This is a genomic window from Streptomyces sp. NPDC058773, assembly GCF_042746015.1.
Taxonomy (GTDB): Bacteria; Actinomycetota; Actinomycetes; order Streptomycetales; family Streptomycetaceae; genus Streptomyces.
This window is the reverse complement of sequence record NZ_JBHYPE010000042.1, coordinates 1-26566: the sequence shown is the minus strand read 5'-3', so window position 1 is coordinate 26566 and position 26566 is coordinate 1. Positions and strand designations below refer to the sequence as shown.

The 26566-nt window shown below is 71.5% G+C and carries 24 protein-coding genes and 1 pseudogene; 9 read left to right on the top strand and 16 right to left on the bottom strand.

Annotated elements, in window-relative coordinates; translation table 11 throughout:
• Positions 1-445: 445 nt before the first annotated feature.
• Entirely contained in the window at positions 446-1369 is a 924-nt protein-coding gene (locus ACFW5B_RS28135) for a slipin family protein (RefSeq protein ID WP_386445335.1), read from the bottom strand.
• Between the two features lie 228 nt (positions 1370-1597).
• A complete protein-coding gene (locus ACFW5B_RS28130; RefSeq protein WP_386445332.1) occupies positions 1598-2506 on the bottom strand; it encodes a S1 family peptidase in 909 nt (302 codons plus the stop codon).
• A gap of 995 nt (positions 2507-3501) precedes the next feature.
• On the opposite strand from ACFW5B_RS28130, the gene ACFW5B_RS28125 reads away from it, so the two are divergent.
• Positions 3502-3951 carry a cell division protein SepF gene (locus tag ACFW5B_RS28125; RefSeq protein ID WP_042157429.1) on the top strand — a complete coding sequence of 150 codons (450 nt, stop codon included), beginning with the start codon at positions 3502-3504 and terminating at the stop codon, positions 3949-3951.
• Between the two features lie 104 nt (positions 3952-4055).
• Here the strand turns inward: ACFW5B_RS28125 and ACFW5B_RS28120 are convergent, their stop codons facing one another.
• Together ACFW5B_RS28120 and ACFW5B_RS28115 are read right to left on the bottom strand one after the other, a co-directional pair.
• Positions 4056-5252 (bottom strand): acyl-CoA dehydrogenase family protein, encoded by a 1197-nt coding sequence (locus tag ACFW5B_RS28120; RefSeq protein WP_386445327.1) that lies wholly within the window; start codon positions 5250-5252, stop codon positions 4056-4058.
• Between the two features lie 135 nt (positions 5253-5387).
• Complete coding sequence (locus ACFW5B_RS28115) at positions 5388-7028, bottom strand: MFS transporter (RefSeq protein ID WP_386445324.1); 1641 nt, start codon at positions 7026-7028, stop codon at positions 5388-5390.
• A 211-nt stretch (positions 7029-7239) separates the two neighbouring features.
• On the opposite strand from ACFW5B_RS28115, the gene ACFW5B_RS28110 reads away from it, so the two are divergent.
• Together ACFW5B_RS28110 and ACFW5B_RS28105 are read left to right on the top strand one after the other, a co-directional pair.
• Positions 7240-8430: a hypothetical protein gene (locus tag ACFW5B_RS28110; protein ID WP_386445321.1), complete on the top strand. Its 1191-nt coding sequence runs from the start codon at positions 7240-7242 to the stop codon at positions 8428-8430.
• 288 nt (positions 8431-8718) lie between these two features.
• A complete protein-coding gene (locus tag ACFW5B_RS28105) occupies positions 8719-9753 on the top strand; it encodes a phosphatase PAP2 family protein (protein WP_386445318.1) in 1035 nt (344 codons plus the stop codon).
• Positions 9754-9858: 105 nt separating this feature from the next.
• Here ACFW5B_RS28105 and ACFW5B_RS28100 read toward each other — a convergent pair whose 3' ends face one another.
• A complete protein-coding gene (locus ACFW5B_RS28100; RefSeq protein WP_386445315.1) occupies positions 9859-10071 on the bottom strand; it encodes an I78 family peptidase inhibitor in 213 nt (70 codons plus the stop codon).
• A 503-nt stretch (positions 10072-10574) separates the two neighbouring features.
• Between ACFW5B_RS28100 and ctaD the strand changes: the two genes are divergently transcribed.
• Positions 10575-12254, top strand: coding sequence for a cytochrome c oxidase subunit I (ctaD, locus tag ACFW5B_RS28095; protein ID WP_386445312.1), 1680 nt, complete (start codon positions 10575-10577; stop codon positions 12252-12254).
• Here the strand turns inward: ctaD and ACFW5B_RS28090 are convergent.
• The 3 genes from ACFW5B_RS28090 to ACFW5B_RS28080 form a co-directional block, all read right to left on the bottom strand.
• Positions 12145-13176 carry a helix-turn-helix transcriptional regulator gene (locus ACFW5B_RS28090; RefSeq protein WP_386445309.1) on the bottom strand — a complete coding sequence of 344 codons (1032 nt, stop codon included), beginning with the start codon at positions 13174-13176 and terminating at the stop codon, positions 12145-12147. The genes ctaD and ACFW5B_RS28090 overlap by 110 nt on opposite strands.
• A gap of 71 nt (positions 13177-13247) precedes the next feature.
• Positions 13248-14225 carry a hypothetical protein gene (locus ACFW5B_RS28085; RefSeq protein ID WP_386445306.1) on the bottom strand — a complete coding sequence of 326 codons (978 nt, stop codon included), beginning with the start codon at positions 14223-14225 and terminating at the stop codon, positions 13248-13250.
• The gene (locus tag ACFW5B_RS28080) at positions 14222-15481 is read right to left on the bottom strand and encodes a glycosyltransferase family 4 protein (protein WP_386445303.1); all 1260 of its coding nucleotides are present in this window, start codon (positions 15479-15481) and stop codon (positions 14222-14224) included. The genes ACFW5B_RS28085 and ACFW5B_RS28080 overlap by 4 nt, the downstream gene beginning before the upstream one ends.
• Positions 15482-15756: 275 nt before the next feature.
• On the opposite strand from ACFW5B_RS28080, the gene ACFW5B_RS28075 reads away from it, so the two are divergent.
• The gene (locus ACFW5B_RS28075) at positions 15757-16551 is read left to right on the top strand and encodes a phytanoyl-CoA dioxygenase family protein (RefSeq protein ID WP_386445300.1); all 795 of its coding nucleotides are present in this window, start codon (positions 15757-15759) and stop codon (positions 16549-16551) included.
• A 102-nt stretch (positions 16552-16653) separates the two neighbouring features.
• On the opposite strand, the gene ACFW5B_RS28070 is transcribed toward ACFW5B_RS28075, so the two are convergent.
• Positions 16654-17211, bottom strand: a complete 558-nt coding sequence (locus tag ACFW5B_RS28070) for a transglycosylase family protein (protein WP_386445297.1) — start codon at positions 17209-17211, stop codon at positions 16654-16656.
• A 285-nt stretch (positions 17212-17496) separates the two neighbouring features.
• Between ACFW5B_RS28070 and ACFW5B_RS28065 the strand changes: the two genes are divergently transcribed.
• On the top strand, positions 17497-18303 hold the full coding sequence (locus ACFW5B_RS28065; protein WP_386445295.1) for a hypothetical protein: 807 nt from the start codon (positions 17497-17499) through the stop codon (positions 18301-18303).
• A 172-nt stretch (positions 18304-18475) separates the two neighbouring features.
• The gene (locus ACFW5B_RS28060) at positions 18476-18757 is read left to right on the top strand and encodes a hypothetical protein (protein ID WP_386445292.1); all 282 of its coding nucleotides are present in this window, start codon (positions 18476-18478) and stop codon (positions 18755-18757) included.
• A 37-nt stretch (positions 18758-18794) separates the two neighbouring features.
• Here the strand turns inward: ACFW5B_RS28060 and der are convergent, their stop codons facing one another.
• The 5 genes from der to aroH all read right to left on the bottom strand — a co-directional run bounded on the left by der (position 18795) and on the right by aroH (position 23243).
• Complete coding sequence (der, locus tag ACFW5B_RS28055; protein ID WP_386445289.1) at positions 18795-20255, bottom strand: ribosome biogenesis GTPase Der; 1461 nt, start codon at positions 20253-20255, stop codon at positions 18795-18797.
• 69 nt (positions 20256-20324) lie between these two features.
• On the bottom strand, positions 20325-20981 hold the full coding sequence (locus ACFW5B_RS28050) for a lysophospholipid acyltransferase family protein (protein ID WP_386445286.1): 657 nt from the start codon (positions 20979-20981) through the stop codon (positions 20325-20327).
• Entirely contained in the window at positions 20978-21712 is a 735-nt protein-coding gene (cmk, locus tag ACFW5B_RS28045) for a (d)CMP kinase (protein ID WP_386445283.1), read from the bottom strand. Before cmk ends, ACFW5B_RS28050 begins: the two co-directional genes overlap by 4 nt.
• A gap of 86 nt (positions 21713-21798) precedes the next feature.
• Positions 21799-22884 carry a prephenate dehydrogenase gene (locus ACFW5B_RS28040; RefSeq protein WP_386445280.1) on the bottom strand — a complete coding sequence of 362 codons (1086 nt, stop codon included), beginning with the start codon at positions 22882-22884 and terminating at the stop codon, positions 21799-21801.
• Positions 22881-23243 carry a chorismate mutase gene (gene aroH, locus ACFW5B_RS28035; RefSeq protein ID WP_386445277.1) on the bottom strand — a complete coding sequence of 121 codons (363 nt, stop codon included), beginning with the start codon at positions 23241-23243 and terminating at the stop codon, positions 22881-22883. The genes ACFW5B_RS28040 and aroH overlap by 4 nt, the downstream gene beginning before the upstream one ends.
• A gap of 230 nt (positions 23244-23473) precedes the next feature.
• Here aroH and ACFW5B_RS28030 point away from each other — a divergent pair, with 230 nt between their 5' ends.
• Positions 23474-24169: a DNA polymerase beta superfamily protein gene (locus ACFW5B_RS28030; protein ID WP_386445274.1), complete on the top strand. Its 696-nt coding sequence runs from the start codon at positions 23474-23476 to the stop codon at positions 24167-24169.
• A gap of 10 nt (positions 24170-24179) precedes the next feature.
• On the opposite strand, the pseudogene ACFW5B_RS28025 reads toward ACFW5B_RS28030, so the two are convergent.
• Both ACFW5B_RS28025 and ACFW5B_RS28020 read right to left on the bottom strand, forming a co-directional pair.
• Positions 24180-24705, bottom strand: a pseudogene (locus tag ACFW5B_RS28025) (transposase).
• Between the two features lie 46 nt (positions 24706-24751).
• The gene (locus ACFW5B_RS28020) at positions 24752-25279 is read right to left on the bottom strand and encodes a DapH/DapD/GlmU-related protein (RefSeq protein WP_386445421.1); all 528 of its coding nucleotides are present in this window, start codon (positions 25277-25279) and stop codon (positions 24752-24754) included.
• A gap of 114 nt (positions 25280-25393) precedes the next feature.
• Here ACFW5B_RS28020 and ACFW5B_RS28015 point away from each other — a divergent pair, with 114 nt between their 5' ends.
• The gene (locus ACFW5B_RS28015) at positions 25394-26323 is read left to right on the top strand and encodes a LysR family transcriptional regulator (RefSeq protein ID WP_386445271.1); all 930 of its coding nucleotides are present in this window, start codon (positions 25394-25396) and stop codon (positions 26321-26323) included.
• Positions 26324-26566 lie beyond the last annotated feature (243 nt).

The following is a 26566-nucleotide window of genomic DNA, read 5'->3' as shown; positions in this document are numbered from 1 at the left end:
GTGGGGGGGAAGAACCCGGAAACCGTGGGGAGTTGTCCGGGCCCGGAGAGTGAGGGGTCGGGACTGGCACCGGTCCGCCCCGGGAAGCAGCGCCCCGAGGAGTCGCGTCCATGCCAAGGTGAGCCGAGTATTCCCATCCGCCTCACTCACGCACAAGACCGAGTTCCGGTCTCCTCTGCGGGAGTTCACCAATTCGTCACACGAAGGCCACACCGGCATCCGCGCACTTCGACTCCGAGTGCGGACATCAGCGCGCGCACGGAGCGCCCGACGGACAGCAATGTGTGAGGACTATAACTGGCCGGAAAACACCCGCCGGGAGCCGCCCCTCGGGGCAATGACAAAGCCGTATGTACCCGTACCAATGAGCACATACGGCCTTCATCCGGATATCAGGAAGGGCACCCCCGAGGACCGCGCGAGCCGCCGGGTGCGCCGGTACCGCCTACGGGAGGTCCTCCACCGGCGGGAGGTCCGCCAGCGCCGACGGAAGTTCGTCCTCCGCACCGTGCTCGACGGCCGTACGCGGAGAACGGGGCGCCGCCGGTGCGGCCGGACGCTCGACGCCGTCCCGCTCCGCCTCCGCCGCCGCGGTCTGCGCCTGGGCCTGCAGCCCGGAGCGCTCCAGGAACCGCAGCAGCTCGACCGGGAAGGGCAGTACGAGGGTGGAGTTCTTCTCGGCGGCGACCGCCACCACGGTCTGCAGCAGCCGCAGTTGCAGCGCCGCGGGCTGGTCGGACATCGCCTCGGCCGCCTCGGCCAGCTTCTTCGACGCCTGCAGCTCGGCGTCGGCGTTGATCACCCGGGCCCGCCGGTCGCGGGTGGCCTCGGCCTGGCGGGCCATCGACCGCTTCATCGTCTCCGGCAGCGAGACGTCCTTGATCTCCACCCGGTCGACGGTCACCCCCCAGCCGATGGCCGGGCTGTCCATCATCAGCTCCAGGCCCTGGTTGAGCTTCTCGCGGTTGGACAGCAGATCGTCCAGCTCGCTCTTGCCGATGATCGACCGCAGCGAAGTCTGCGCCATCTGCGACACCGCGAAGCGGTAGTCCTCGACCCGGATGACCGCGTCGGCGGCGTCCACGACCTTGAAATAGACGACCGCGTCGACCCGCACCGTGACGTTGTCGCGGGTGATGCCCTCCTGGGCGGGCACCGGCATCGTGACGATCTGCATGTTGACCTTGCGCAACCGGTCGATGATCGGAACGATCATGGTGAACCCGGGCTCGCGCACCTCGGAGGCCAGCCGCCCCAGCCGCAGCACCACACCGCGTTCGTACTGCTTGACCACCCGGGCCGCCGCCATGAGATACACCGTGCCCGTGCAGGCCAGTGCCACCCCGGCCGTCACCAGTTCTTCGACCATCACGGCCCCCTGAAGATGTGCCGCACGCGTCCGAATCGCGCCACCTACCATGGTATGCCCGGGCCCGGAAGGCGGTCGAGGGCCGGGACGGACGCGGCCGGGCCCCTGTCCGCCGGCGGACAGGGGCCCTCGTACCGCCGGAGCCGGGTCCGGCGTTCCGTGCGGTGAGCCCGCCGTACCGGTCCGGGCCGCGCGATCCCGGACCGGTGCGGACCCGCCCGCCCGGCGTCAGTAGACGCTCACGCCGTACGCACTCAGCGCCTCGGTGACGGGCTGGAAGAACGTGGTACCGCCGGAGGTGCAGTCCCCGCTGCCCCCGGAGGTGAGGCCGAGCGCCTTGGTCCCGGAGTAGAGGGGACCACCGCTGTCGCCGGGCTCGGCACAGACCGTGGTCTGGATGAGTCCGGAGACGATGTCGCCGCCGCCGTAGTTGACGGTGGCGTTCAGCGCGGTGACCTTGCCGCTGTGGGTGCCGGTGGTGGAGCCCCGGCGGGTGACCGTCTGGCCGACGCTCGGGGTACCGGCGCTGGTGATGTCCTGGCTGCCGACCGTGCCGGCGTGCGCCACGGAGGAGTTCGTGTACTTCACGATGCCGTAGTCGTTGCCGGGGAAGCTGGAGCCTGCGGTCGGGCCGATGCTGGTGGTGTGCGAGGAGTTGGTGTACCAGGGCGGGTTGCCCTCGGTGCAGTGCCCGGCGGTCAGGAAGTAATAGGTGCTGCCGCTGCGGACGTTGAAGCCGAGCGAGCAGCGCCAGCTGGGTGCGTAGATGGCGTCGCCACCGGAGATGAACTTGCGGAAGGTGCCCGCGATGCGGTCGATGCGGACCGCGTCGGCGTTACTGCCCGCGGCCCGCTCGATCCTGGCGATCGCGGCCTGCGAGACCGTGCGGTCGGCGGTGACGACCAGGGTGCGGGTCGCACTGTCGACCCGCCAGGCGGTGCCCGGGACGTCCGCGGCGCGTACCGCCTTCCCGGCGGCGGAGAGCTGGGCGGCGCTGAACTTCTGTGCGGGAGCGGGGTTCTGGGCGCTGGCGCTCGGTATGGCGATGGCACCGATGGCCACCAGTCCGGACGCCACGGCGATCAGCCGGGTACGTCTCGCCACGCCGCTGTGGGGGATGGTGCGCTCGTTCCTCACTGATTCCTCCGAGGGGGATCGGGGGCCGCCGGTGGGCAGCCCGTGAGGCGCAGCCGAAGGGCACGCGGGAATCCGCACGTTCACATTCAGCGTGCCCCTGACAAGCGCTGAGCGGAGTCTCGGGCGCACCACCCCCGCAGCGCAAGAGGTCGGCACGGATGTCTCACGCCGGACACCCGGCCGCAATCCTCCCTCACCCCAACACTCCGCCCCGGCAGCCACGTTGCCGGCTGCCGGGGCGGCGCTGACCCCCTCGGTCGCGGGTTGGACGGAGCCCCGGTCGATGCGGTTCCGCCCCCTCCGCAGGGTCCGCGCGATGCCGCGCCCGCGCGGTGGACGCCGCACTGCGGAGCGGCAGCACGTCACGACGGGAGCAGCCGTACGTCACAACCGGGAACAGTCGCACGTCACGACCGGCGCAGGCGTCCGTGACGTGCCGGGACCGCTCGCCCTTCAAGACCCTCACGGAGGGGCCCATCGAAGATCCATCAACGGGTTCCGGGAAGCCGGCACAGCACAGCGCCCAACACCCTCTGTAGGGGGGCGCGAACTCCACCCGGAACATCGGATTCCGGCTGCCATCGTCGGACTATCGGCCTGGGCAACTTTCGAGGGAAGCGGGTCCGGTGGACACAGGTCGGAATCCGCTGCCGCGTCAACCCCCCTCCGATGGGCCAGTCTCCCGATCATCGGGCTATCCCCCGGCCCCTCGCCGAGACCCTTGGCATTTGCCCTGGTCCCGTGCATGAACCGACCCGCGAGTCCGCTCCGTTTTATCCGCGCATCCGGCCCCTCTCACCCGATAGAGTACGGACCGTGATGTTCGTCGTACCGTCAGTTTCATTGCGGGGCGCGTGAGCTGATGCTTCGCCACCCCCTTTGCACCAGATGTGTCACGAACCCCCCGTGCGGCGGCTATCCACTTGGCACACCCTCCGCATCATGAACGACGATAGGGGCGGACACGCAGAGACCGCGGGTGAGAGGAGGCGTCAATGGGATCGGTGCGCAAGGCGAGTGCCTGGCTTGGCCTCGTCGACGACAGTGATGACGAGCGCTACTACGACGACGACTACGCCGAGGGACCCGATGCCGGTGACTCGGGCGACAGCCCCTGGGTCACCGACCCCCGGGTCCGAGTGGCCGACGAGGCCGCCCAGGACCAGGGCACCCGCATCGCCACGGTCTCCCCGGAGAGCTTCCGGGACGCCCGCGGCATCGGCGAGCTGTTCCGGGACGGCGTCCCGGTGATCGTCAATCTGACGGCCATGGAGCCCTCCGACGCCAAGCGGGTGGTGGACTTCGCGGCCGGTCTGACCTTCGGCCTGCGGGGTTCGATCGAGCGGGTCGCCACCCGCGTCTTCCTGCTGACCCCCGCCGACTACAAGGTGGTCAGCGGCGAGGCCCGCGGCCACCGCAACGGCGGTTTCTTCAACCAGAGTTGAGCCGGACCCGCGGCGGTCCGGACGGGGTCCGGGCGCCCGCGGCGAACGCCACCGGCGCACCGGCCCCCGGGTGGTGCGGCGCCCCGCTCAGCGGGCGAGGCCGCTCACCGGAAGGCGTCCAGACCGGTGAGCGCCTTGCCCAGCACCAGCTGGTGCATCTCGACGGTGCCCTCATAGGTGAGCACCGACTCGAGGTTGGTCGCATGCCGCATGACGGGGTACTCCAGCGAGATCCCGTTGGCACCGAGGATCGTCCGGGCCGTGCGGCAGATCTCGATCGCCTCCCGCACGTTGTTCAGCTTGCCGAAGCTGACCTGCTCGGGGCGCAGCCGTCCCGCGTCCATCCGCAGCCCCAGATGATGGGCCAGCAGGATTCCCTTGTGCAGCTCGACCGCCATGTCGGCCAGCTTGGCCTGGGTGAGCTGGAAGCCGCCGATCGGCTTGCCGAACTGCTCCCGGCTCCTCGCGTAGTCCAGCGCCGCCTCGAAGCTGGCGCGGGCGGCGCCCATGGAGCCCCAGACGATGCCGTAGCGGGCGTGGCTGAGACAGCCGAGCGGGCCGCGCAGCCCGGTGGCCCCGGGGAGCACCGCGTCGGCCGGCAGCCGCACCTCGTCCATGACGAGTTCGCTGGTCACCGAGGCGCGCAGGGACCACTTATGGGTGATTTCGGGGGCCGAGAACCCGGGGCTGCCAGTGGGGACGACGAAGCCGCGGATGCCGTCGTCGGTCTGCGCCCAGACGACCGCGACACCGGCGACCGAGCCATTGGTGATCCACATCTTGCGCCCGTTGAGCACCCAGTCCCCGCCGTCGCGCTTGGCGTGGGTCCGCATCGCTGCGGGGTCGGAGCCGATGTCGGGCTCGGTCAGCCCGAAGCAGCCGATGATCTCGCCGGCCGCCATCCGCGGCAGCCACTGCTGCTTCTGCTCTTCGGAGCCGAAGCGCCAGATCGCGTACATGGCGAGGGAGCCCTGGACGGAGACCAGTGAGCGGATACCGGAGTCGGCGGCCTCCAGCTCCAGACAGGCCAGGCCGTACTGGACGGCGGAGGCGCCCGCGCAGCCGTAGCCGGTCAGGGACATCCCGAGCGCGCCGAGGGACCCGAGTTCACGGGCGAGTTCACGGATGCCGGGCAGTTCGCCGCGCTCGTACCAGCCGGCGATCTCCGGCAGCACGCGGTCGGCGGCCCACCGGCGGACGGTGTCCCGTACGGCGCGGTCCTCGTCGGTCAGCAGATCGTCGAGGCCCAGAGGGTCGCCCGGGTCGAACGGCGGAAGCTTCGAGGACGGCGTTGCGGACATGGCGGGCCTCCGGCGGCTCGGGCGAAAAACTAGCAGTGGTAGTTATTTCGCTTCCGACGGTACGGCCCGTGCTGCCGCGCGGCAAGGGTCACCGCCGCGCGGCGGAGCGGGAGCGCCCGGTGCGGACGCCGGAGGTCAGCGGCCGGAGTTCGCCGGGGCGGGCTCGCTGCTGCCGCGGCCGGCCCCGCCCGGGGCGGGCTCACCGTCCGCCTCCGCCCGCTCGGTGGACTCCGCCGCCCGGCGCGGCAGCCGCAGCGCGATCCCCGCGCCGATCAGCAGCAGCACGGCGCTGGCGACGAGGGTGATGTGCAGCCCGCGGACGAAGGAGTCCCGGGCGGCCTCGCGCAGCGCGGCACGGGCTCCCTCGCCCAGGCCCGCGGCGACCTTGTAGGCCTCGCCGAGGGAGTGCGCCGCCGAGGCGGAGGCCTTCTCGGAGACCCCGTCGACGTGGTTCAGGCCCGGGGCGTAGGCGGCGTTCATGACGCTGCCGAGCAGGGCGACCCCGATACCGGCGCCGAGTTGGTAGGAGGTCTCCCCGATCGCGGCGGCGCCGCCGGACTGCTCGGCGGGAGCCTCGTTGAGCATCGACTCGTAGGCCCCGAACAGCGTGGACTGGAAGCCGAAGCCGAGCAGTACGAAGCCCAGGGACAGCAGCCACGGGCGGTCCTGACTGCTCATCGCGGTCAGACAGAGCACCGCGACGGCGGTCAGCACGAAGCCTAGGGAGACCATCGCGCGCGGCCCCAGAGCCTGGAGCATCTTCGAGCCGGTGAGCCCGGCGGCCATCGCGGCGAACACCAGCGGCAGCATCCGCAGACCGGTCTGGAGCGGGCTCAGCCCGAGGACCAGTTGGAGGTACTGCACGGCGATCAGCTGCAGGCCCACCAGGGCGAGCATGGCCAGCACGATGCAGCCGACGGAGGTGCCGAACGCGGGCCGGGCGAACAGCCGCACATCGATCAGCGGGTGCTTGCGGCGGCGCTGGCGGCGGACGAAGAGGATCAGCAGCAGGACACCGAGGACGATGGGCAGCAGCGTCGTCGGGCCGACCACGGCCGCACCGCTGCCGATCCGCTTGACGCCGAGGACGATTCCCAGCACACCGAGCGCCGCGACGATCGCGCCGATCACGTCCCAGGGGCCGTTGCGCTCGCCGCGCGACTCCGGCAGCAGCCACCGCCCTATCAGCAGCATCGCGGCCATCATCGGGATGTTGATGAGGAAGACCGAGCCCCACCAGAAGTTCTCGACGAGGAAGCCGCCGAGGACCGGGCCGACCGCGGCGCCGACCGCGGCCACCGCGCTCCAGACGCCGATGGCGACCGCGCGCTCGCGCCGGTCGGGGAAGACCTGCCGCAGGATCGACAGCGTCGCCGGCATGATCATGGCGCCGCCGATGCCGAGCAGGGCACGGGCCACCATCAGGATCTGCGGATTGGGCGCGAGCGCCGCGGCGGCCGAGGCCAGGCCGAAGAGGCCGTAGCCGAGGAGGAGGACGCGACGGCGGCCGACGCGGTCGCCGAGGGTGCCGAAGAGGATCAGCAGCGACGCCGCGATCAGCGGATAGACGTCGACGATCCAGAGGAGCTCCACCGGTCCGGGCCGCAGGTCCTCGGTGACCGAGGGCACCGCGACGTAGAGGATCGTGGTGTCCAGCGCGACGAAGAGCAGGCTGACGCAGAGCACGATCAGCACGGTCCAGCGGTTCACACCGCCGCCTGAAAGCCGGGGAACACCAGCCGTCCGTCCACTGCCGGACGCGGTCGTCCCGGACATAGCACCTCCAGTCATGCTCTCGCGGCCACGGAACAGGGCGCGAAAACGCCCCGGGGCGAACCGGCGGCACGGGCGAGTTGAGACGCTCAGACTACGCGAGTCCCGTGGAGTGCCGCGTGGCTCACCTCACGATGAGACGCGCATCGCAGCGTCCCGCGTTCCCCCACCCGCCGTCGGCCGTCGTTCTTCGGCCACCTGGATAATCGTCCCGATGAACGATCTTGCCCCCGCCGCCGTTCCCGGCCGGGCCCGCAGCGGCGGAGCCGTCCGGGCCGCGCTGCGCCGGGCCGCGCCCGCGCTGCTGGCGTACGCGGCGATCCGGCTGCTGGGCATCGTCGTCCTCGCCCTCTGGTCGGCGGCCGACGGCAAGAGCTGGCACACCTTGCTCACCGCCCGCTGGGACGCGCTCTGGTACACCCGGGTCGCCGAGCAGGGCTACGGCTACACCGTCGTGCTGCCCGACGGCGAGGTGCACTCCAACCTGGCCTTCTTCCCGCTTCTGCCCTGGCTGGAGCGCGGACTGTCGGCGCTCTCCCCGCTGTCGCCCGCCGACGCCGGGATGGTGGTGTCCTGGCTGGCGTCACTGGCCGCGGCCTGGGCGCTGTACGCGACCGGGGAGCGGCTGCACGGGCCGCGGGCCGGGGTCGCGCTCGCGGCGCTGTGGGCCGCGCTGCCGGTGGGGATCGTGCAGTCGATGGCGTACTCGGAGGCGCTGTTCACCGCGCTCGCGGCCTGGGGCCTGTACGCCGTGCTGACCGGGCGCTGGGTGTGGGCGGGGGTGCTGGCCTCGCTGGCCGGGCTGACCCGGCCGGTGGGTGTGGCGGTGGTGGCGGCCGTGTGGCTCACCGCGGCGGTGACGCTGTGGCGGTCGCGGGCCTGCGGGGTGAGGCTTCGGGGAGCGCTGCGGCGGCATCCGGGGCTGCTGCCCGGTGTGGCGCTCGCCCCGCTCGGCTGGTGCGGCTTCTTCCTGTGGGTGGGGGCCCGTCAGGGGTCGTTCACCGGCTACCTGGAGGTCCAGGGAGGCTGGGGCAACGGCTTCGACGGCGGGCTCGCGTTCGGCACCTTCCTCTGGCAGCAGCTCTCCGGGCCCGGGTTCGCGACCGGCCTCGGACTGACCGTCGGCGTCGGGCTGGTGATCTGGCTGCAGGTGCACGGCATCCGGCAGGGGCAGCCGCTGCCGCTGGCCGTCTACGGCGGGACGGTGCTGCTGCTCGCGCTCACCGCCAAGGGCTACTTCGGCTCCAAGCCCCGGCTGATGCTGCCGGCCTATCCGCTGCTGCTGCCCCTGGCGGCGGGCCTCGCGCGGTGGCGCCCGATGTGGTCGTGGCTGACCGTCGGGCTGGTGGCGGCGGGCTCCGCCGTCTACGGGGCGTTCTGGCTGAACGGTTCGGGACCTCCATGACGGCCAGATGTCACGCTGTGTGACCACGTGGGCCCACTGTGCGAGCACCGCCGGAGGAAACGTGGCGCGACCCGCGAGCGAATAGCCGATAAACGCCGGAGGGGAAAAGCGGATAAGGCGCCCGGAGGTCCCGACACGCGCATGGCGGGAGGCGTTTGGGAATCGCCGGGAATTCGCTTCCAAATCCCTGCGGCGAAGCCCCGTTTGAGACGTATTCCACATCACATCGTCATTACAAAGCGCACAGTTTGACCAAGCACCTACATCACACGCGGTAACGTCGATTGAGTGCGTACCGATGACAAGCTCGACCAGATGGAGGAGCGCCCTACCGATCGCGTACGACCGCCCAGCATGACCCGGACCCGTGTATGGCTGTTCTGGGGGACGCTGGCGGTCTATTTCGCGATCGTGGCCGGGGTGCTGGCCACTTCATGGCTGGTCACGCTCGACTGGCAAGTCATGTTCTTCCGGCCCTACAAGCAGTGGCCGGAGATCCATGCCTTCCTCGACTACTTCGTGGTGCTGGGCCAGCGCGGGCCGACCGCGGTGGCGGTGGCGGCCTGGCTGGGCTGGCGCTGCTGGCGTCAGCGCAACCTCCACCCGCTGCTGGTGCTCGGCGCCTCGCTGCTGCTGCTGAACATCACCGTGGGCGCCGCCAAGCTCGGCATGGGCCGGCTCGGCCCGCACTACGCGACCGTGGTCGGCGCCAACGAGATGGGGCTGGGCGGCGACATATTCCCCTCGGGTCACACCGCGAACGCCGTGGTCACCTGGGGCGTGCTGGCCTATCTGGCGACCACCTCGCTGCGCCGCCGCACGCTGTCGGTGATCGCCGCGCTGGGCGCGCTGGGCGTCGGCATGACCACCGTCTACCTCGGTACGCACTGGGTCAGCGATGTGCTGCTCGGCTGGGCCGCGGGGCTGCTGGTACTGCTGGCGATGCCCTGGCTGGAGCCGGCGATCACCTGGTTCGAGGACCGTCTCATGGGCATCCTGCTGCGGCTGTGGCTGCGGCTGCGCCCCGACTCGCTGCGCGGCCCGCTGCCGGCCGGTGCGCCGGCGGGAGTGTCCCGGCAGCGCCTCGCCTCGGACGGCGAGACCCTGGTCCGCGAGACGGTCTCCGCGGGTACGGGCGGCCGCTCCGCCTCCGGCCACACCCCGGACGGCTGGCCGCACCACCCGGCGCGCCCGTACTCCATCCGTTCGGAGCGCACCCCGGCCACCCCGGCGGGCAGCCGGCGGCCGCCGCACGCGGACCGCGTCCCGCGCAGCACGCCGCTGAGCCCGACGTCCGGGCGCGGCCGCAACGGGAGCGGCTGACCGCCCCACGAGCCGCGGGGCCGGTACGCACACACCCCCAACCCCGCAGCGAAGGCCCCGGCCGCTCCCAGGAGCGGCCGGGGCCTTCGTCGTCGTCAGCGGTGCTCAGCCCTGCCAGCTGCGGTGCACCTCGCCGTCCTTGACCTCGAAGTTGAGCCGGCCGGCCAGGTACTCCATGGTGATGATCGCGCCCGGCGGCAGCGAGCGGACGGTGGTCCAGCCGCGCGCCCGCGCCTGGTCCTCGGCGTCCTGCTGAGCGAGGCCGACATACGCCTCGATGTCGTCCTGAGGGTTGTCGGGGAGGTTCGGTACGTCCATGACAGCCACCGTAGGCGCCCGCGCCGGTCCGTGGAAGGCCCGCCCTCGCACACCTCGGTGACTTCCCGGTCCGGCATTGGTCACACTTGTGTCACAACGGACCTTCCCGCGTTTGCCGGAACTTCCGTCACCCGTACGCGCCGTGTGACGGCGCAACCGGGTGGAAAATAAATCGGCCGGAATTCCGCCTTGATCAAACCCAGAACGGACGCGGCCCATCCGGTCAACGCGGCGCGCCGTCCGAAAACAATCCCCCCTCAGTTCGGGATTCCCATTACCGGACGCTCTTTATCGGCCGTGGGGAAATTGGCCAACGAGACACACTCCACACACATTTTCCGCACATCGCCCATCACCCCGCTTACCGGGCCCCGCGCCCTCCCGCCGTCCGGCGTCCCGCCGGATGCCACCGGAACGGACCGGAGCGCCCTCTCGCTCTGTGCCCGCCGCGCGCGCATCATGTCCCGGTCCCCAGTCCACCGTCGACGAACGAGGTGCAGCGGATGGTTACGGACACCGAGCGGGCGCACCTCCGGCCCCCCAGGGCGCGGCGCCGCGGCTCGGTGGTGGTGGACTGGCTGACGACCACCGACCACAAGAAGATCGGGCACCTCTACCTGATCACCGCGTTCGGGTTCTTCCTGGTGGGCGGGCTGCTGGCGATGGTGATGCGCGCCGAGCTGGCGCGGCCCGGGCTGCAGATCATCGACGCGGAGCAGTTCAACCAGGCGGTGACCATGCACGGCACGATCATGCTGCTGCTGTTCGCCACCCCCGCGTTCGCCGGTTTCGCGAACGAGATCATGCCCCTGCAGATCGGCTCGCCCGATGTGGCCTTCCCGCGGCTGAACATGCTCTCGTACTGGCTGTTCCTCTTCGGCGGCCTGATCGTGCTGGGCAGCTTCCTCACACCGTTCGGCGGGCCGGCCTTCGGGTGGACGGCCTACGCGCCGCTCAACTCGATGGTCCGCTCCCCCGGCGTCGGCGCCGACATGTGGATCATGGGCCTGGCGCTGGCCGGCTTCGGCACCATCCTCGGTGCCGTCAACTTCATCACCACGGTCATCGTGCTGCGGGCGCCCGGCATGACGATGTTCCGGATGCCGGTGTTCACCTGGAACGTGCTCTTCACCTCGATCCTGGTGCTGATGGCCTTCCCCGTGCTGGCGGCCGCGCTGCTGGTCCTGGAGGCGGACCGGCAGTTCGGGGCGGTGGTCTTCGACGCGCGGTGGGGCGGGGCGCTGCTGTGGCAGCACCTGTTCTGGTTCTTCGGCCATCCCGAGGTCTACATCATCGCGCTGCCGTTCTTCGGCATCGTCACGGAGATCATCCCGGTCTTCTCCCGCAAGCCGATCTTCGGCTATGTCACGCTGATCGGCGCGACGATGGCCATCACGGCGCTGTCGGTGATGGTCTGGGCGCACCACATGTTCGTGACCGGGGCGGTGCTGCTGCCGTTCTTCTCCATCATGTCGTTCCTGATCGCGGTGCCGACCGGGGTGAAGTTCTTCAACTGGATCGGCACCATGTGGCACGGCTCGGTGTCGTTCGAGACACCGATGCTCTGGTCGGTCGGGTTCCTGGTGAGCTTTCTGTTCGGCGGGCTGACCGGCGTCATCCTGGCCTCGCCGCCGATGGATTTCCAGGTCACCGACTCGTACTTCGTCGTCGGCCACTTCCACTACGTCGTCTTCGGGACGGTCGTGTTCGCCACCTACGCGGGCTTCTACTTCTGGTGGCCGAAATTCACCGGCAAGATGCTCGACGAACGGCTGGGAAAGATCCATTTCTGGACGCTGTTCATCGGCTTTCACACCACCTTCCTCGTCCAGCACTGGCTGGGGGTGGAGGGCATGCCCCGGCGGTACGCCGACTACCTGGCCGCGGACGGCTTCACGGCCCTCAACACCTTCTCCACCATCGGCTCGTTCCTGCTCGGCCTGTCCACGCTGCCCTTCCTCTACAACGTCTGGAAGACCACCCTCTACGGCGCCAGGGTCACGGTGGACGACCCCTGGGGCTTCGGCCGGTCCCTGGAGTGGGCGACCTCCTCACCGCCGCCCCGGCACAACTTCACGACCCTGCCGAGGGTCCGCTCGGAGGCCCCGGCGTTCGATCTGCACCACCCGGAGGTGGGGAAGCAGCCGGTGGCGGTGCCAGCGCCCGGGTCAGCCGGTCCCTGACCTCGCGCACCGTGCCGAGCAGCTCCGGCGGCTCCCGGACCTCGAAGTCGAAGCCGGTCAGCACGATGTGGAGCACCATCAGTTCGAGGCTCTGCGCCCCCGTACGGAGCAGGCAGTGCCGCTCGTCGACCGGTTCGAGCATCCCGGCGGCCGGGCTGAGGCGCTCCGCGGCCTGCTCCAGCGAGGCGTGCAGCAGCACGGTGGCCCGGCTCGGGTAGACGCGGGTGGAGATGCCCTGGCGGACGTACGCGGCGAGGTCCTCGGCCGGTGGCGTACGGGGCGTGAAGCGCGGCCCGTGCGGCGGGGTGGGGGTGATGCGGTCGGCGCGGTAGGTGCGCCAGTCCGCGCGGTCCACGTCCCAGGCGACGAGGTACCAGTAGCGACGGGCGCAGACCAGGCGGTGCGGTTCCACGGTGCGGCGGGAGACCGTCCCGTCATGGGTGGTGTAGCTGAAGCGGAAGCGGTGGCAGTCCCGGCAGGCGTGTGCGAGCTCGGTGAGGACGTCCGGGTCCACCCGGGGGCCGCCGCCGAACATCGGGACGGTGACGGCGTTCAGCGCGCCGACCCGCCGCCGCAGCCGGTGCGGCAGCACCTGCTCCAGCTTCGCCAGCGCCCGTACGGAGGTCTCCTCGATGCCCTCGACACCGCCGGCAGCGGCGGTGCGCAGCCCGACCGAGACCGCCACCGCCTCGTCGTCGTCCAGCAGCAGCGGCGGGAGTTCGGCGCCCGCGCCGAGCCGGTAGCCGCCGGCCGTCCCCGGGGTGGAGTGGACGGGGTAGCCCAGCTCGCGCAGCCGGTCGATGTCCCGGCGCACCGTGCGCGGGGTGACATCGAGCCGGCCGGCGAGCTCCGCGCCGGACCATTCCCGGTGTGCCTGGAGCAGGGAGAGCAGACGGAGCAGACGTGCCGAGGTCTCCAACATGACCCGAGTCTCCCAGCCCTTGCGGACAGCCACGGTCCTCGATGCCGGGCGGGGCCCCGCCCGGCGCTCCGTCAGCTCCCGGCCGGCCCGGCGACCCGTAGGGCCAGGTCGTTGTCGAGCGTGTAATACGGGCCGACCCGGAGCTCTCCCGCGGCGGCCGGCACCGGCAGCGCCGGGTAGCTGAACACCTGCTTCTTGTCGGCGACATCGTCCAGGAGCCGGGCGATACGGACCGGCCGGGCGCCCTCGGCAGGCAGCAGCCACAGGTCCCAGGGCTCGGTGCCGCGCTCCCACCGGCCGGCCGGCCCGTCATAGGGCAGCGTGAAGGTGAAGTCCGCGCCCTCGACGGTCAGCGGGACGGAGACGGTGACCGGCGCCGCGCCCGGGGCGGCAGGGGTGCGGCGGGCACGGGCCTCCACACAGGCACCGGCGCCCGGGACGGCGCCGTAGAGCCGGCCGGAGACCGTCATGCCGTCCGGTGCCAGCAGGATGTCGCCGGCCTCGGCGTGCGGACCGCGCAGCCAGCTGCGCAGGGCGAGGTTGCCGAACTTCGTCGTGTACGGGATGCGCACCCCGAGCCGGCCGATGCCCGCCAGCGGCCGGCGGTCCACCAGCGACCGCAGATCGTTGATCCCGGGCAGCAGGCGCCGGGGCTCCCGGCCGTCGCCGAGGTCGGCGTAGGCGTTCCAGCGGCCCTCGGCGAGCGAGACGGTGCTGGGCAGTACGGCGCGCAGCCGCCCGGCGCCGTTCGGTCCGAGCGGCAGCCGTACCTCGTCGTCCGCGCCGTCGCCGCCGCGCAGCCGCAGCACCAGCGCCGCGCTCCAGGTGGTCCGGGTGTCCTGAGGGGCGTTCAGGTCGAAGGTGAGGCCGCCCGCGGAGTCCGCGATGCAGTCGGCCCGCAGCTCCGCCGGCGCCACTGCGCCGCCCCGCTCGCCCGGCCGTTCGGGGTCCTCGGGTCCCGGACGCGCCGGCGTTCTGGGTTCCTGATCGATGGCGGAGGACTCCTTCGTCTCGTGTCCGGTCACGGTCAACTGGCTGGGCGCCGTCATACCGTCCGCACCCCTCTCATGGCGGCGCGGGCCGCGTCCTTGGTGGCGTAGGCGCCGCTGAGCAGGGCTCCGCGGGCGCGATGCAGGCTGCTGTGCCATCGGCTGCCGCGCCTGCGGGTGAGCAGGTCCCCGAAGAGCTCCTCGTAGCGCCCGGCGACCGTGGCGGGGTCGAAGCGCGCCGACGAGACCAGCGCGGCCGCGCCCATCCGCGTGCGGGCGGCATCGTCGTTGATCAGGGACAGCAGCGAGCCGGCCAGCGCCTCCGGATTGCCGACCGGTACGAGCTTGCCGTCGACCCCGTCATCGATGATCTCGCCCGGCCCGTGGGGGCAGTTGGTGGCGACGACCGGCAGACCGCAGCGCATGGCCTCGACGATGGTCATCCCGAACGACTCCAGGCTGGAGGAGACCGCGGCGATCGAGCCCTTGGCCCACTCGGGCTCCAGGGGGTTGGCCGGGCCCATCAGGAAGACGTGGTTGTACAGGCCGAGTTCCTCGATCAGGGCCCGCAGCCCGGCCTTCTCGGCGCCGCCGCCGTATATCCGCAGCCGCCAGTCGGGACGCTCCGCCGCGACCTGCGCGAAGGCACGTATGAGCACGTCATAGCGCTTGGCCCGGGCGAGCCGGCCCGCCGCGACGACCCACTTTCCGCTGCCGTCGGCGGGCGGCAGCACGGACGCCGGGACGCTGTTGGGCACCGCCTCGACGCGCACCCCGGGCAGCCGCAGCGTCCGGCGGTAGGCGCGGGCATCGGCCTCGGTGACGGTGGTGACCGCGTCGAGGCGCGGATAGGCGCCGCGCAGCGCCAGCTTGAGCGCGCGGTTGTGGGTGTCCAGGGTGAGGTGTTCCTGCCCGATCCGCACCGGGCCGCGGCGCGCCTGCTTGGCGATGTGCACATTGAGGCCGGGCCGGGTGCCGACCAGCACGTCTGCCTCCGTCCGGCGCAGATGCTGGGCGATCCGCCGGTCGGTGAGCTCGCTGTACTGGTCGAAGCGGCGCTCGGCAGCGGGGAAGACCTTGGCGGGACGGGCATGCGCGGGGTCCGCGCCGTCCTGTCCCGGACCGTTCTCCCGGAGGTCCACGAGAGGCCTCAGCGCCACACGGGGGCCCAGGTCGAAGACCGGGTCGTCGCGGTGGCGCAGCACGGACACGATCTCGACGTCATGCCGTTCGGCGAGCGTACGGGCCAGATTGAACGTCGTCCTGATCGTCCCCCCGATACCGTAGGCATTGTGAATCAGGAATGAGATGTGCATCCGTCCCCGTACCCCCCTGGTCTTCCGGTCCTGCCGGTGTCCCCCTGGGCCGCTTCGCACTCCCCTCCTGATGGCGCGAGGCGGCCCCTGCTCTGAGGAAGGACCGCGAAACGGCGGTTTTGGTTGGGTCTTGGGCCAACTTGTGCCGAAAGAGTTAACCCATCGGTAGCCAGCTCATGGAACCTCCGGGCCACGGATCCCCTCCGCGCGACGGCGTCCCGCCCGGGCCAGGAAATTCGCTGGCCCATGCGTTCCGGCGGTGGCACGCTCGCCCGATGACCGACTCGAACCTTGATGACGCCGCCCTGTCCGCCTTCGTGGAGCAGGGCTTTCTCCATGTGGAGGGCGCGTTCCCGCCCGAAGTCGCGGCGGAGTGCCGGGAGATCATGTGGCGGGACCTCCCCGGTGAGCCCGGCGATCCGGCGACCTGGAAGGACCCCGTGGTACGGCTCGGCAACTACGGGCAGGAGCCCTTCCGGACCGCCGTCAACACGCCCCGGCTGCGCGCCGCGTACGACGCCCTCGCCGGACCGGGACGCTGGGCGCCGCGCGGCGACCTGGGCACGTTCCCGGTGCGGTTCCCCAGCGACGACGCTCCGGGCGACGACGGCTGGCACATCGACGCGAGCTTCCCGGGGGACGACCCCGCCGACTTCCTGTCCTACCGGGTGAACGCCGCGTCCAAGGGCCGCTGGCTGCTGATGCTGTTCCTGATGTCCGACGTGGGGGACGACGACGCGCCCACCCGGCTCCGTGTCGGCTCCCATCTGGACGTCGCCGCGCTCCTCGGCCCCGAGGGCGAGGCCGGGCTGTCCTTCATGGACCTGGCCCGGCGCGCCGTACCCGCCACCGAGCACCGCCCGCTCGCCCTGGCCACCGGCCGCGCCGGTGACGTCTTCCTCTGCCACCCGTTCCTCGTGCACGCCGCACAGCCGCACCGGGGCACCGAGCCCCGTTTCCTGGCACAGCCGCCGCTGCTTCCCCGGCCGGGACAGGACCCGAGCCCCGCACGCCCCGACGGGGCCCACTCACCGGTGGAGGCCGCGATCCGCCGCGGTCTCGGCCACTGACGCCCGCCGTACGGCAGGTGAGGCGCCAACGGCCGGTGAGGCGCCAGGAGAACGCGCGATCCTGCCACCCGGCCCCGGGAGCGGGTCCTTCGCGGACCCGCCTTAGGGAAGCCGCAGCCGGGTGCCGACCGACAGCCGGTCCGGGTTGCGGCCGATGGCCGTCCGGTTGACCTGGTAGAGCGCCTGCCAGCCGCCCCGCACCCGGTACTTCTGCGCGATCGAGCCGAGCGTCTCCCCGCGCCGTACGACATGGGTCCGACTCTTGGCGGTCAGCCCGTAGCGCCGGGCGCACTCGGGCCAGGCGCCCCAGCCCTGGACCGCCTGGACCTTCTTCGCGACCTCGATCTGCTCGTCACGGGAGGCGAGGTCGGCCCGCCGTGCGAAGTTGAGGCCGCCGAAGGCCTCCCAGGTGGGCTGGTGGAACTGCAGCCCCCCGTAGAAGGAGTTGCCGGTGTTGATGTGCCAGTCACCGCTGCTCTCGCACTCGGCGAGGCAGCCCCACGGCCACTGGTCGGCGGCACAGGCGTGAGAGGCCCGGCCGTCGCCGTCCGGCCCGTCGGCGACGGCACCTCCGGGCAGGCCCAGGAGCAGGGTGGCGGCCGCGGTGAGCAGCCCGACGGATCCCACGAAGCGCCGCGGCGCCGAAGAGTTGTCCGACATAGCCGGTGACGGTAAGCAGCCCTCCGGCACCGGCCAGCCCGCCACGCCCTCGGCACGTCGCTGCCACCCGGTCCGGCGTACGGAACGCCGCCGACTGCGCCAAGTTCTGCGCAAGAGTTGGCGTTAGGTGACCGCTTCCGAGACCGCTTTCCATGGTTTTCGGCTGTGCGGCGATTGGTTCGATTCCAGTTCCCTTCCTCGCGTGACCCCTGCCGCAGGTCACCCGTTGTCCTTGTACGAGCCGGGAGACCACCCGGCTGACGCACAGAGATCGAGGAGCCACCCGTGCCGCGCATGCTCGACGTCAGCGACGACGTTCGCGCCGAGATCGGCGATGAAGAAGCCGACCGCCTGCTGGCCGGTGGCGACGCCCCCGGCAGCTACGACTGCACTTCCTGCCGGACCCCCGGAGACAGCGACCAGGAGCGCACCAGCACCGTCCTGTTCGTGGGCGAGGAGACCGCGGTGCTCGCATTCGCCCATGCCACCTGCATCCCCTCGCAGGTCGTCCCGGTGTCGGAGGAACAGCTCCAGGGAGCCGTGCGCTCCATCACCGGCGAGGACGCCGCCCCCCGCACCCCCGGCTCGGAGCCGTCCCCCGTCCCGGTTCCCACCGCACCGCGCCAGGCGACCCTGGGCATCACCTGCGGTCTGGTGCTCGTCGAGGCCGATCTGCGTCCGGCCCTGGTGGTCGAGCCGGACGGCCCGATCGCCCGACCCGGTTCGACCGGCCCGGACGACGACTTCCTCCCGCTGCTCCTGGAGCAGGGCTTCCACCCGGTGACGGACATGAACCAGCTCCCCGGCGCCAACGCCGGCTGGTCCGCGCTGCTGGCCATGGGCAAACTGCACGCCGTCCTCCAGCCGGGCAGCTCCGGCCAGCAGTCCGCCTGGTGGCAGGCCCATCAGCCGCTGGCCGTCTCGGACGGCTGGCGTGCCGCGGCCAACAAGTCGCAGTCCGTGCTGCTGTACGCCGCGCCCGCCGGCACCATCGGCCACCAGCCCCGCGAGGACCTGATGCGGGAGGCGCTGGAGGACGCCGCGGCGAAGGGCGCCCTGGTCGCCGCGGAGATCCCGCTCGCCGGCACCTGACGGCCCGTCGGACCCGATCGCGGGGGCAGGACCGGCACTCCGGACGGTCTTGACCCCGCGATCAGCCATTTCCACCGGAAAGCCGCATCCCGCGGGCATCGGGGTCGTTGCCACGTATGTGCACGCATATGACCCGCCTTCCCGCGCCCCGTACCCCCACCCGATCCCCGCCATGCGCCCGTCGCACGAACACCTGACGCCGCACTCCACGGATCATGGGTCGGCCACGCCGATCTATGACGCGCTCTACGCCGAGTACCGCCGCAGCTTCCGGGCCCTGCCCGGGGACCGTACGGACGAGCCGGAACTCCCGGAGTCACTGCGCGGGAGCTGGAGCCGTACGCCGGGCTCCGCGGGCCACTGGGAGGTCGTGAGCCGGCAGCCCTACCACCCGCGGGGGCATGTCCCGGCGCTGCCGCCGGCGCAGCGGGACGCCCGGCCGCACGGACGCTGAGCGCTCCGCGCGGCCGGGAAACCGCCGCTGTCTGCCGCTACTTCTTCTTGCTGCGCTTCTCGCGCACCCGCACGGAGATGTGGATCGGCGTCCCGTCGAAGCCGAACTCCTCCCGCAGCCGCCGCTCGACGAAGCGGCGGTAGCCGGCCTCCAGGAAGCCGGAGGCGAAGAGGACAAAGCGCGGCGGCTTGGTGCCCGCCTGGGTGCCGAAGAGGATGCGGGGCTGCTTGCCGCCGCGGATCGGGTGCGGGTGGGAGGCGACGATCTCGCCGAGGAAGGCGTTCAGCCGCCCGGTGGGAATCCGGGTCTCCCAGCCGGCCAGCGCGGTCTCGATCGCCGGGACCAGCTTCTCCATGTGGCGGCCGGTGCGCGCGGAGACGTTCACCCGCATCGCCCAGGGGATCTGCACGAGGTCCCGCTCGATCTCCCGCTCCAGGTAGAAGCGGCGCTCCTCGTCGAGGGTGTCCCACTTGTTGTAGGCGATGACCAGGGCGCGGCCGGCCTCCACCGCCATCGTGACGATCCGCTGGTCCTGGACGCTGATGGACTCGGACGCGTCGATCAGGACGACGGCGACCTCGGCCTTCTCGACGGCCGCCGCGGTGCGCAGCGAGGCGTAGTAGTCGGCGCCCTCCTGGAGGTGCACCCGGCGGCGGATACCGGCGGTGTCCACGAACTTCCAGGTCTTGCCGCCCAGTTCGATCATCTCGTCGACCGGGTCGCGGGTGGTGCCGGCCAGCTCGTTGACGACCACCCGCTCCTCGCCGGCGACCTTGTTCAGCAGCGACGACTTGCCGACGTTCGGGCGGCCGATCAGGGCGATCCGGCGGGGGCCGCCGAGGGCCGTGCCGAAGGTCTGCGCGGGGGCCTCGGGCAGGGCGTCCAGTGCGGCGTCGAGCATGTCTCCGGTGCCGCGGCCGTGCAGCGCGGAGACCGGGTGGGGCTCGCCGAGGCCCAGCGACCACAGCATGGCGGCGTCGGCCTCACCCGACGGGCCGTCGACCTTGTTGGCGACCAGGACGACGGGCTTGCCGGCGCGGCGCAGCAGCTTGACGACGGCCTCGTCGGTGTCGGTCGCGCCGACCTTGGCGTCGACGACGAAGACCACCGCGTCGGCGGCCTCGATGGCGAACTCGGCCTGCATCGCGACGGACGCGTCGATGCCGAGGACGTCCTGCTCCCAGCCGCCGGTGTCAACGACCTTGAAACGGCGGCCGTTCCAGTCGGCCTCGTAGGTGACGCGGTCGCGGGTGACACCCGGCCGGTCCTCGACGACCGCTTCCCGGCGGCCGATGATGCGGTTCACCAGGGTCGACTTGCCGACGTTGGGGCGGCCGATGACGGCGAGGACGGGCAGCGGGCCGTGGCCGGCCGCGGCGATGTCACCCTCGACCTCCTCGAGGTCGAAGCCCTCCTCCGAGGCGAGCTCCATGAACTCCGCGTACTCGGCGTCGCCAAGCGCACCGTGCTCGTCGCCGGTAGGGATCTGGTCGTTCATGAAGTCCGTTCCTCGTTCATCATCGTGATCGGTGGGCCGCTCGTCCGCGGCCCACTACTCAAGTGTCGGTCAGCGCCCGGTCAGGCGCCTGGCCTCTGCCAGGTGGGCGGTCAGCCGCTCCTGGATCCGTACGGTCGCCTCGTCGAGCGCCTTACGGGTGCGCCGCCCACTACCGTCCCCCGCCTGGAACGCGTCGCCGAAAACGACATCCACACGGGACCGCAGCGGCGGCACGGCCGACGACAGCCGGCTCTGCCGCTCCTTGCCGCCGAGCACCGCCACCGGCACGACCGGGGCCCCGGAGCGCACCGCGAAGTACGCCAGGCCCGCCCGCAGCGAGGCGAAGTCGCCCTCGCCACGGGTGCCTTCCGGGAAGATCCCCAGTACTCCACCGTCCTTCAGCACACCGAGGGCGTCGGTGATCGCCTTGCGGTCGGCGGCGTCGCGGTCCACCTTCAGCTGCCCGATGCCCCGCAGGAACGGGTCCAGCGGGCCGACGAAGGCTTCCTTCTTGATCAGGAAGTGCACCGGCCGCGGCGCGGTGCCCATCAGCATCGGGCCGTCGATGCCGTGCGAGTGGTTGACGGCGAGGATCACCGGGCCGGCGGACGGCACTCGCCAGGCGCCCAGCACCCGCGGCCGCCACAGCCCGTACATCAGGCCGATGCCGATCCGGCGGCCGACCGCGGCACCCGCCGCGCTCGGCGCGCTGCCGCTGTCGGTCACCGGGCGACCCGCCCGGCCTTTTCGGCGCCGGCGCCCTCGATGAGGGTGACCACACACTCGATGACCTGCTCCAGGGTCAGGTCGGTGGTGTCGACCTCGACGGCGTCGTCCGCCTTGGCCAGCGGCGAAGTCTTCCGGCCGGAGTCGGCGGCGTCGCGCTTGATCAGCGCGTCGCGGGTGGCGGCCAGGTCGGTGGCCTCCTTGCCCTTGAGCTCGCCGCTGCGGCGGGCCGCACGCGCCTCCGGAGAGGCGGTGAGGAAGACCTTGAGGTCGGCGTCGGGCAGCACGGTGATGCCGATGTCCCGGCCCTCGACGACGATGCCGCGCGGCGCCTCGGCGGCGATGCTGCGCTGCAGGTCGGTGATCAGGGTCCGGACCTCGGGGACGGCGCTGACGGCGCTGACCGCGGCGGTGACCTCCTGGGTGCGGATCGGGCCCGCGGCGTCCAGGCCGTCGACGGTGATGGTCGGGGCGGCCGGGTCGGTGCCGGAGACGATCACGGGCTTGGCGGCGGCATCGGCCACCGCGGTCGCGTCATTGACATCGATCCCGTTGGTCAGCATCCACCAGGTGATCGCGCGGTACTGGGCTCCGGTGTCGAGGTAGCCGAGGCCCAGTTTGGCGGCGACGGCCTTGGACGTGCTGGACTTGCCCGTGCCTGCGGGGCCGTCGATGGCGACAATCACTGCTGCCGGGGCGGTCCGAGCGGCGGTTTCCACGGTGACGAACACCTTTCTTGTACACGGGGCGGGGGTCCAAGGGCCATAAGGGCCTCGCACAAGGTTACTGGCTCACCCGCACCGCCCCGTCCACGGTGTCACTGCCGGATCGACCAGCCCCGCTCCCGCAGCTCCGCGGTCAGCCCCGGCACCGCCTGCGGCTCGACCATGAGCTGGATGAAGCCCGCCTGCTGGCCGGTGGCGTGCTCGATGCGGACGTCCTCGATATTGACCCCGGCCCGGCCGGCGTCGGCGAAGATCCGGGCCAGCTCACCGGGCTGGTCGCCGATGTACACGGCGACGATCTCGTAGGTGGCCGGGGCGGCGCCGTGCTTGCCCGGCACCCGCTCCCGCCCGGCGTTGCCGCGGCGGAGCACGTCCTCGATACCGCCGGCGCCGCCGGTGCGCTTCTCCTCGTCGGCGGATTCCAGGGCCCGCAGGGACCGGACGGTCTCGTCCAGATCGGCGGCGATCTCGGCCAGGACATCGGCGACCGGGCCGGGATTGGCGGACAGGATGTCGATCCACATCGCGGGGTCGGACGCCGCGATCCGCGTCACATCGCGGATGCCCTGGCCACAGAGGCGTACGGCGGTCTCGTCGGCGCCCTTGAGGCGGGCGGCGACGAGGCTGGAGAGCAGCTGCGGGGTGTGCGAGACCAGGGCGACCGCGCGGTCGTGGGCGTCCGCGTCCATCACCACCGGGACGGCCCGGCACAGCGCGACCAGCTCCAGGGCGAGGTTGAGCACCTCGGTGTCGCCGTCGCGGGTCGGGGTGAGCACCCAGGGGCGGCCCTCGAAGAGGTCGGCCGTGGCGGCCAGCGGGCCGGAGCGCTCCTTGCCCGCCATCGGGTGCGTGCCGAGGTAGCCGGACAGATCGCGGCCCATCGTCTCCAGCTCCCGGCGCGGGCCGCCCTTCACGCTGGCGACGTCGATGTAGGCACGGGCCACCCCGCGCCGCATCGCGTCCGCCAGCGCCGAGGCGACATGGGCCGGCGGCACGGCCACGATCGCCAGGTCGACCGGCCCCGGCGGCGCCTCGGCGGTGCCCGCGCCGAGCGCGGCCGCCGTCAGGGCCTGGGCCTGGTCGTGGTCCTCCAGGTACACCTGGACGCCCCGGGCGTTGAGGGCGAGCGCGGCCGAGGTGCCGATCAGGCCCGTGCCGATGACGAGTGCGGTCCTCACTGCGCGATGTCCTTTCGCAGCGCCCCGGCCGCGCCGAGGTAGACGTGGGCGATCCCGGCCTTGGACAGATCGGTCTCCACATGGGCCAGCACCCGCACCACACGCTCCATGGCACCGGTGATGTCCAGCTCCTGCGCGCAGATCAGCGGGACGTCCGTGATCCCCAGGGCCCGCGCGGCGGCGGCCGGGAAGTCGCTGTGCAGATCCGGGGTGGCGGTGAACCACACACTGATCAGGTCGTCCGCGCTGAGCTCGTTGCGCTCCAGGAGGGCGGTGAGCAGCGCGCCGACCTGCTCCTGCATGTGCTCCGCGTCGTCCCGCTCCAGCTGGACGGCCCCACGGACCGCTCGTACCGCCACGTCACTGCTCCCCTGCGTTATGTGCCGCGTCACGCACCTGTGCGCGCACTGCTCAGCGTAACCAGCCGCACCGACAATCCGTACGGCGACGGAGGCGGCGGCACGGGCACGGGCCGTCCACGCACCCCGCGACCGCCTGTGCACCGACGGTGGCCGAGCCCCCGCCCGGCCCGCAACCGGCCACCGAAACCTGGTGACATGCGCCCTCCCAGCCAGCGACAATCGCCGCCATGTCCGAAGCCGCCACAGGTCACACCCTGGTCACCGAGCACACCGTCTACGGCTGTGTGATGGGCTCACGCGCCTTCGGTCTGGCCACGGAGACCAGCGACACCGACCGCCGTGGGGTGTTTCTCGCCCCCACCCCGCTCTTCTGGCGCTTCGAGAAACCGCCGACCCATGTGGAGGGACCGCGCGAGGAGGAGTTCTCCTGGGAGCTGGAACGCTTCTGCCAGCTGGGACTGCGCGCCAACCCCACCGTCCTGGAGTGCCTGCACTCCCCCCTCGTGGAACGGATCGACGCCACCGGCCGGGAACTGCTCGCCCTGCGCGAGGCGCTCCTGTCCCGCCAGGTCCACCGCACGTTCGCGGGCTACGCCACCGGCCAGCTGAAGCAGCTGCGCGTCGACCTCCGCCGGCACGGCACACCCCGCTGGAAGCCCGCCATGCATCTGCTGCGGCTGCTGGCCTGCTCCCGCGACCTGCTCCGTACGGGCGTCCTCACGCTGGACGTCGGCGCCGACCGCGACGAACTGCTCGCCGTCCGGCGCGGCGAGGTCCCCTGGGCCACGGTGGAGCGCCGCATGGCCCGCCTCTCCGAAGAGGCCGACGCGGCGGTTTCCGGCTCCCCACTGCCCGCGGAGCCGGACGGGGCCCGGGTGGCGGACTTCTTGTTCCGCGCGAGGCGGGCGTCTGCCCTTGGCTAAGGCGTGCCCGTTAAATGCGAGCCCAGACCAGCACCGCGGCGAGGACCGCGGCCGAGCGGCAGACGAGAGCGAGCTTGTCGAACCTCGCGGCCAGGCCCCGCCACTGCTTGAGCAGGGCGAAGGACCGCTCGACCACGTTGCGGTTCTTGTAGGCCACCGGATCGGACTTCGACGGACGCCCGCCTGCTGAACCGCGGCGGCGACGGTGCTCCTGCTGGTCATGCCGTTCAAGGATGACCGCGGTGATCCCGCGGGCCTTGAGCGCCGCTCGGATCGCGCGGGAAGAGTATGCCTTGCCCCCGAGCAGCAGGTCGGGGTTGAGCGGCCCAGCGGCGGTGGCGGGCCCACACGGTCTTCCAGGATCCGAACCTGGCTGGTAGGTCTCGCCAAGGAATACCGGTGCGGTACCGAAAGATGATCGCCTCCACAATGCGGCGGTGATCGGCCCACGGCCTGCCACGACGACCGGTACCGGAGGGCAGGAGAGGTTCGATGCGGTCCCACTGCCGGTCGGTCAGCCGGGCGTGACGAGGCATCAGGATCAGACCACAGACGTGCTACGCACCCAGGCCAGCAGCGCGCTCAGTCGATCTTCTTGATCACTCGGGCGGGCACTCCCGCGACCACGGCGCCGGCAGGGACATCACGAGTGACCACCGCACCGGCAGCGACCACCGCACCGGCACCGATGGTCACCCCCTGCGTGATCACGGCAGCCGTCCCGATCCAGACGTCGTCCTCGATGACGATCGGGGCGAAGGAGAGGTACTCGCGGCGCTCAGCCAGACGCAGTGGATGGCCTCCGGTGATGAGGCTGACCATCGGGGCGATCATGACGCCGTTGCCGATACGGATGCCTCCCTTGTCCATGAAGGTGCATCCCTGGTTGACGAAGACGTTCTCCCCGAACGTCGTGTTCAGCCCGTACTCGGTAAAGAACGGCGGGTAGATCACCACCGAGTCCGGCAGCGGGCCACCGAACACAACAGAAAGTAGTTCCGCGCGACCTGCGCTGTCGCTGAACGGAAGTACGTTCAGTCGAGACGTCGCATCGGTCACTTCCACGATCCGCTCCGCATGACGCGCGAACTCGGGTGTCTGGACATACATGACCTGCTCTGTGCGGGTAGACATGCGCTGATCCCACCACCGCGCAGAACTCCCGATCAAACAACCCTGCACCACTCCAGGCACAACCAATGGTTGTGGAAGTAGAGTGGAAGCGTGGATGTTGAAGCGCTGCGGACGTTCGTGGCCGTCGCCGAGACCGGCCGGTTCCAGGCTGCGGCCGACGAGCTGGGGGTCAGTCAGCAGGCGGTCTCCAAGCGGATCGCGGCCTTGGAGAGGCACATCGAGGGCACGCTTCTGGTGCGGGCCTCCCGAGGCTCCCGGCTGAGCCTGGACGGGCAGGTCTTCCTGCCGCACGCCAAGAAGGTCCTGGCGGCCATCGAGCAGGCCGAGCAGGCCGTGCGCCCCGGCAGCCGTCCCTTGCGCGTCGATGTCCTCAATCGGCGCATCTCTCCGGCCCAGGCCGTCTACCAGTTCTACCGCTCCCACCCCGAGATGGACCTGGACGCGGTCACGCTGAGCAAGGAGAACGCCGCCCAGGCCGCCCAAGCGGTGCTCGAAGGGACCGTCGACGCGTCCTTCCGTGCCCTGCCGGCAGACCAGATCCCGGCCGGGATCAGCGCCGAACGACTCCTGGACGCACCCTTGGAGCTCCTGGTCGGCCCCGGCCACCCGCTGGCTGACGCGCCCTGGGTCAGTCCTGCGGACCTGGCCGGCCACCGCATCTGGATCCCCGGGATCAGGCCAAGCACGGAGTGGGCAGCGTTCTACCAGGCGCTGTCCCAGGCCTTCGGCCTGAGCATCGACGCGCTCGGCCCCAACTTCGGCGACGAGGCCCTGATGGACGCGCTGGCCGACTCGGCCTCGCTGGCCACCCTCATCGGCAGCGGGGACCGGTACCTGTGGCCCCAGACCCACGACCTACGGCGTATCCCGTTGCACGACCCTACCCCGGTCTACCCGCACGTGCTGCTGTTCCGCAGCGGAGACCAACACCCCGTGCTGACCGCGCTACGCGACCATCTGCGCACCACAGACCCACGAGCCCCGCATGACGTGTGGGCGCCGGACTGGGTAGACCGCTGACCAGACGACCGAAATAACAGACCCCGCCGTGGTGGTTGCTCGCCGTTTGTGGCCCGCTTCGCGGTGCCCTCACCGTTGCGCCTGCGGCGGGCCGGTCCGCTGCGCTGTGCCTCGGCCTGCGTTCGGCTTTCCCGCCGTGGTGGTTGCTCGCCGTTGCGCCTGCGGCGGGCGGGTCCGCTGCGCGGGGCTGTCGGGTGCGGTGACGGGCCTGCGCGGGTGGGGGTGTCCGGACTGCTTCGCTTT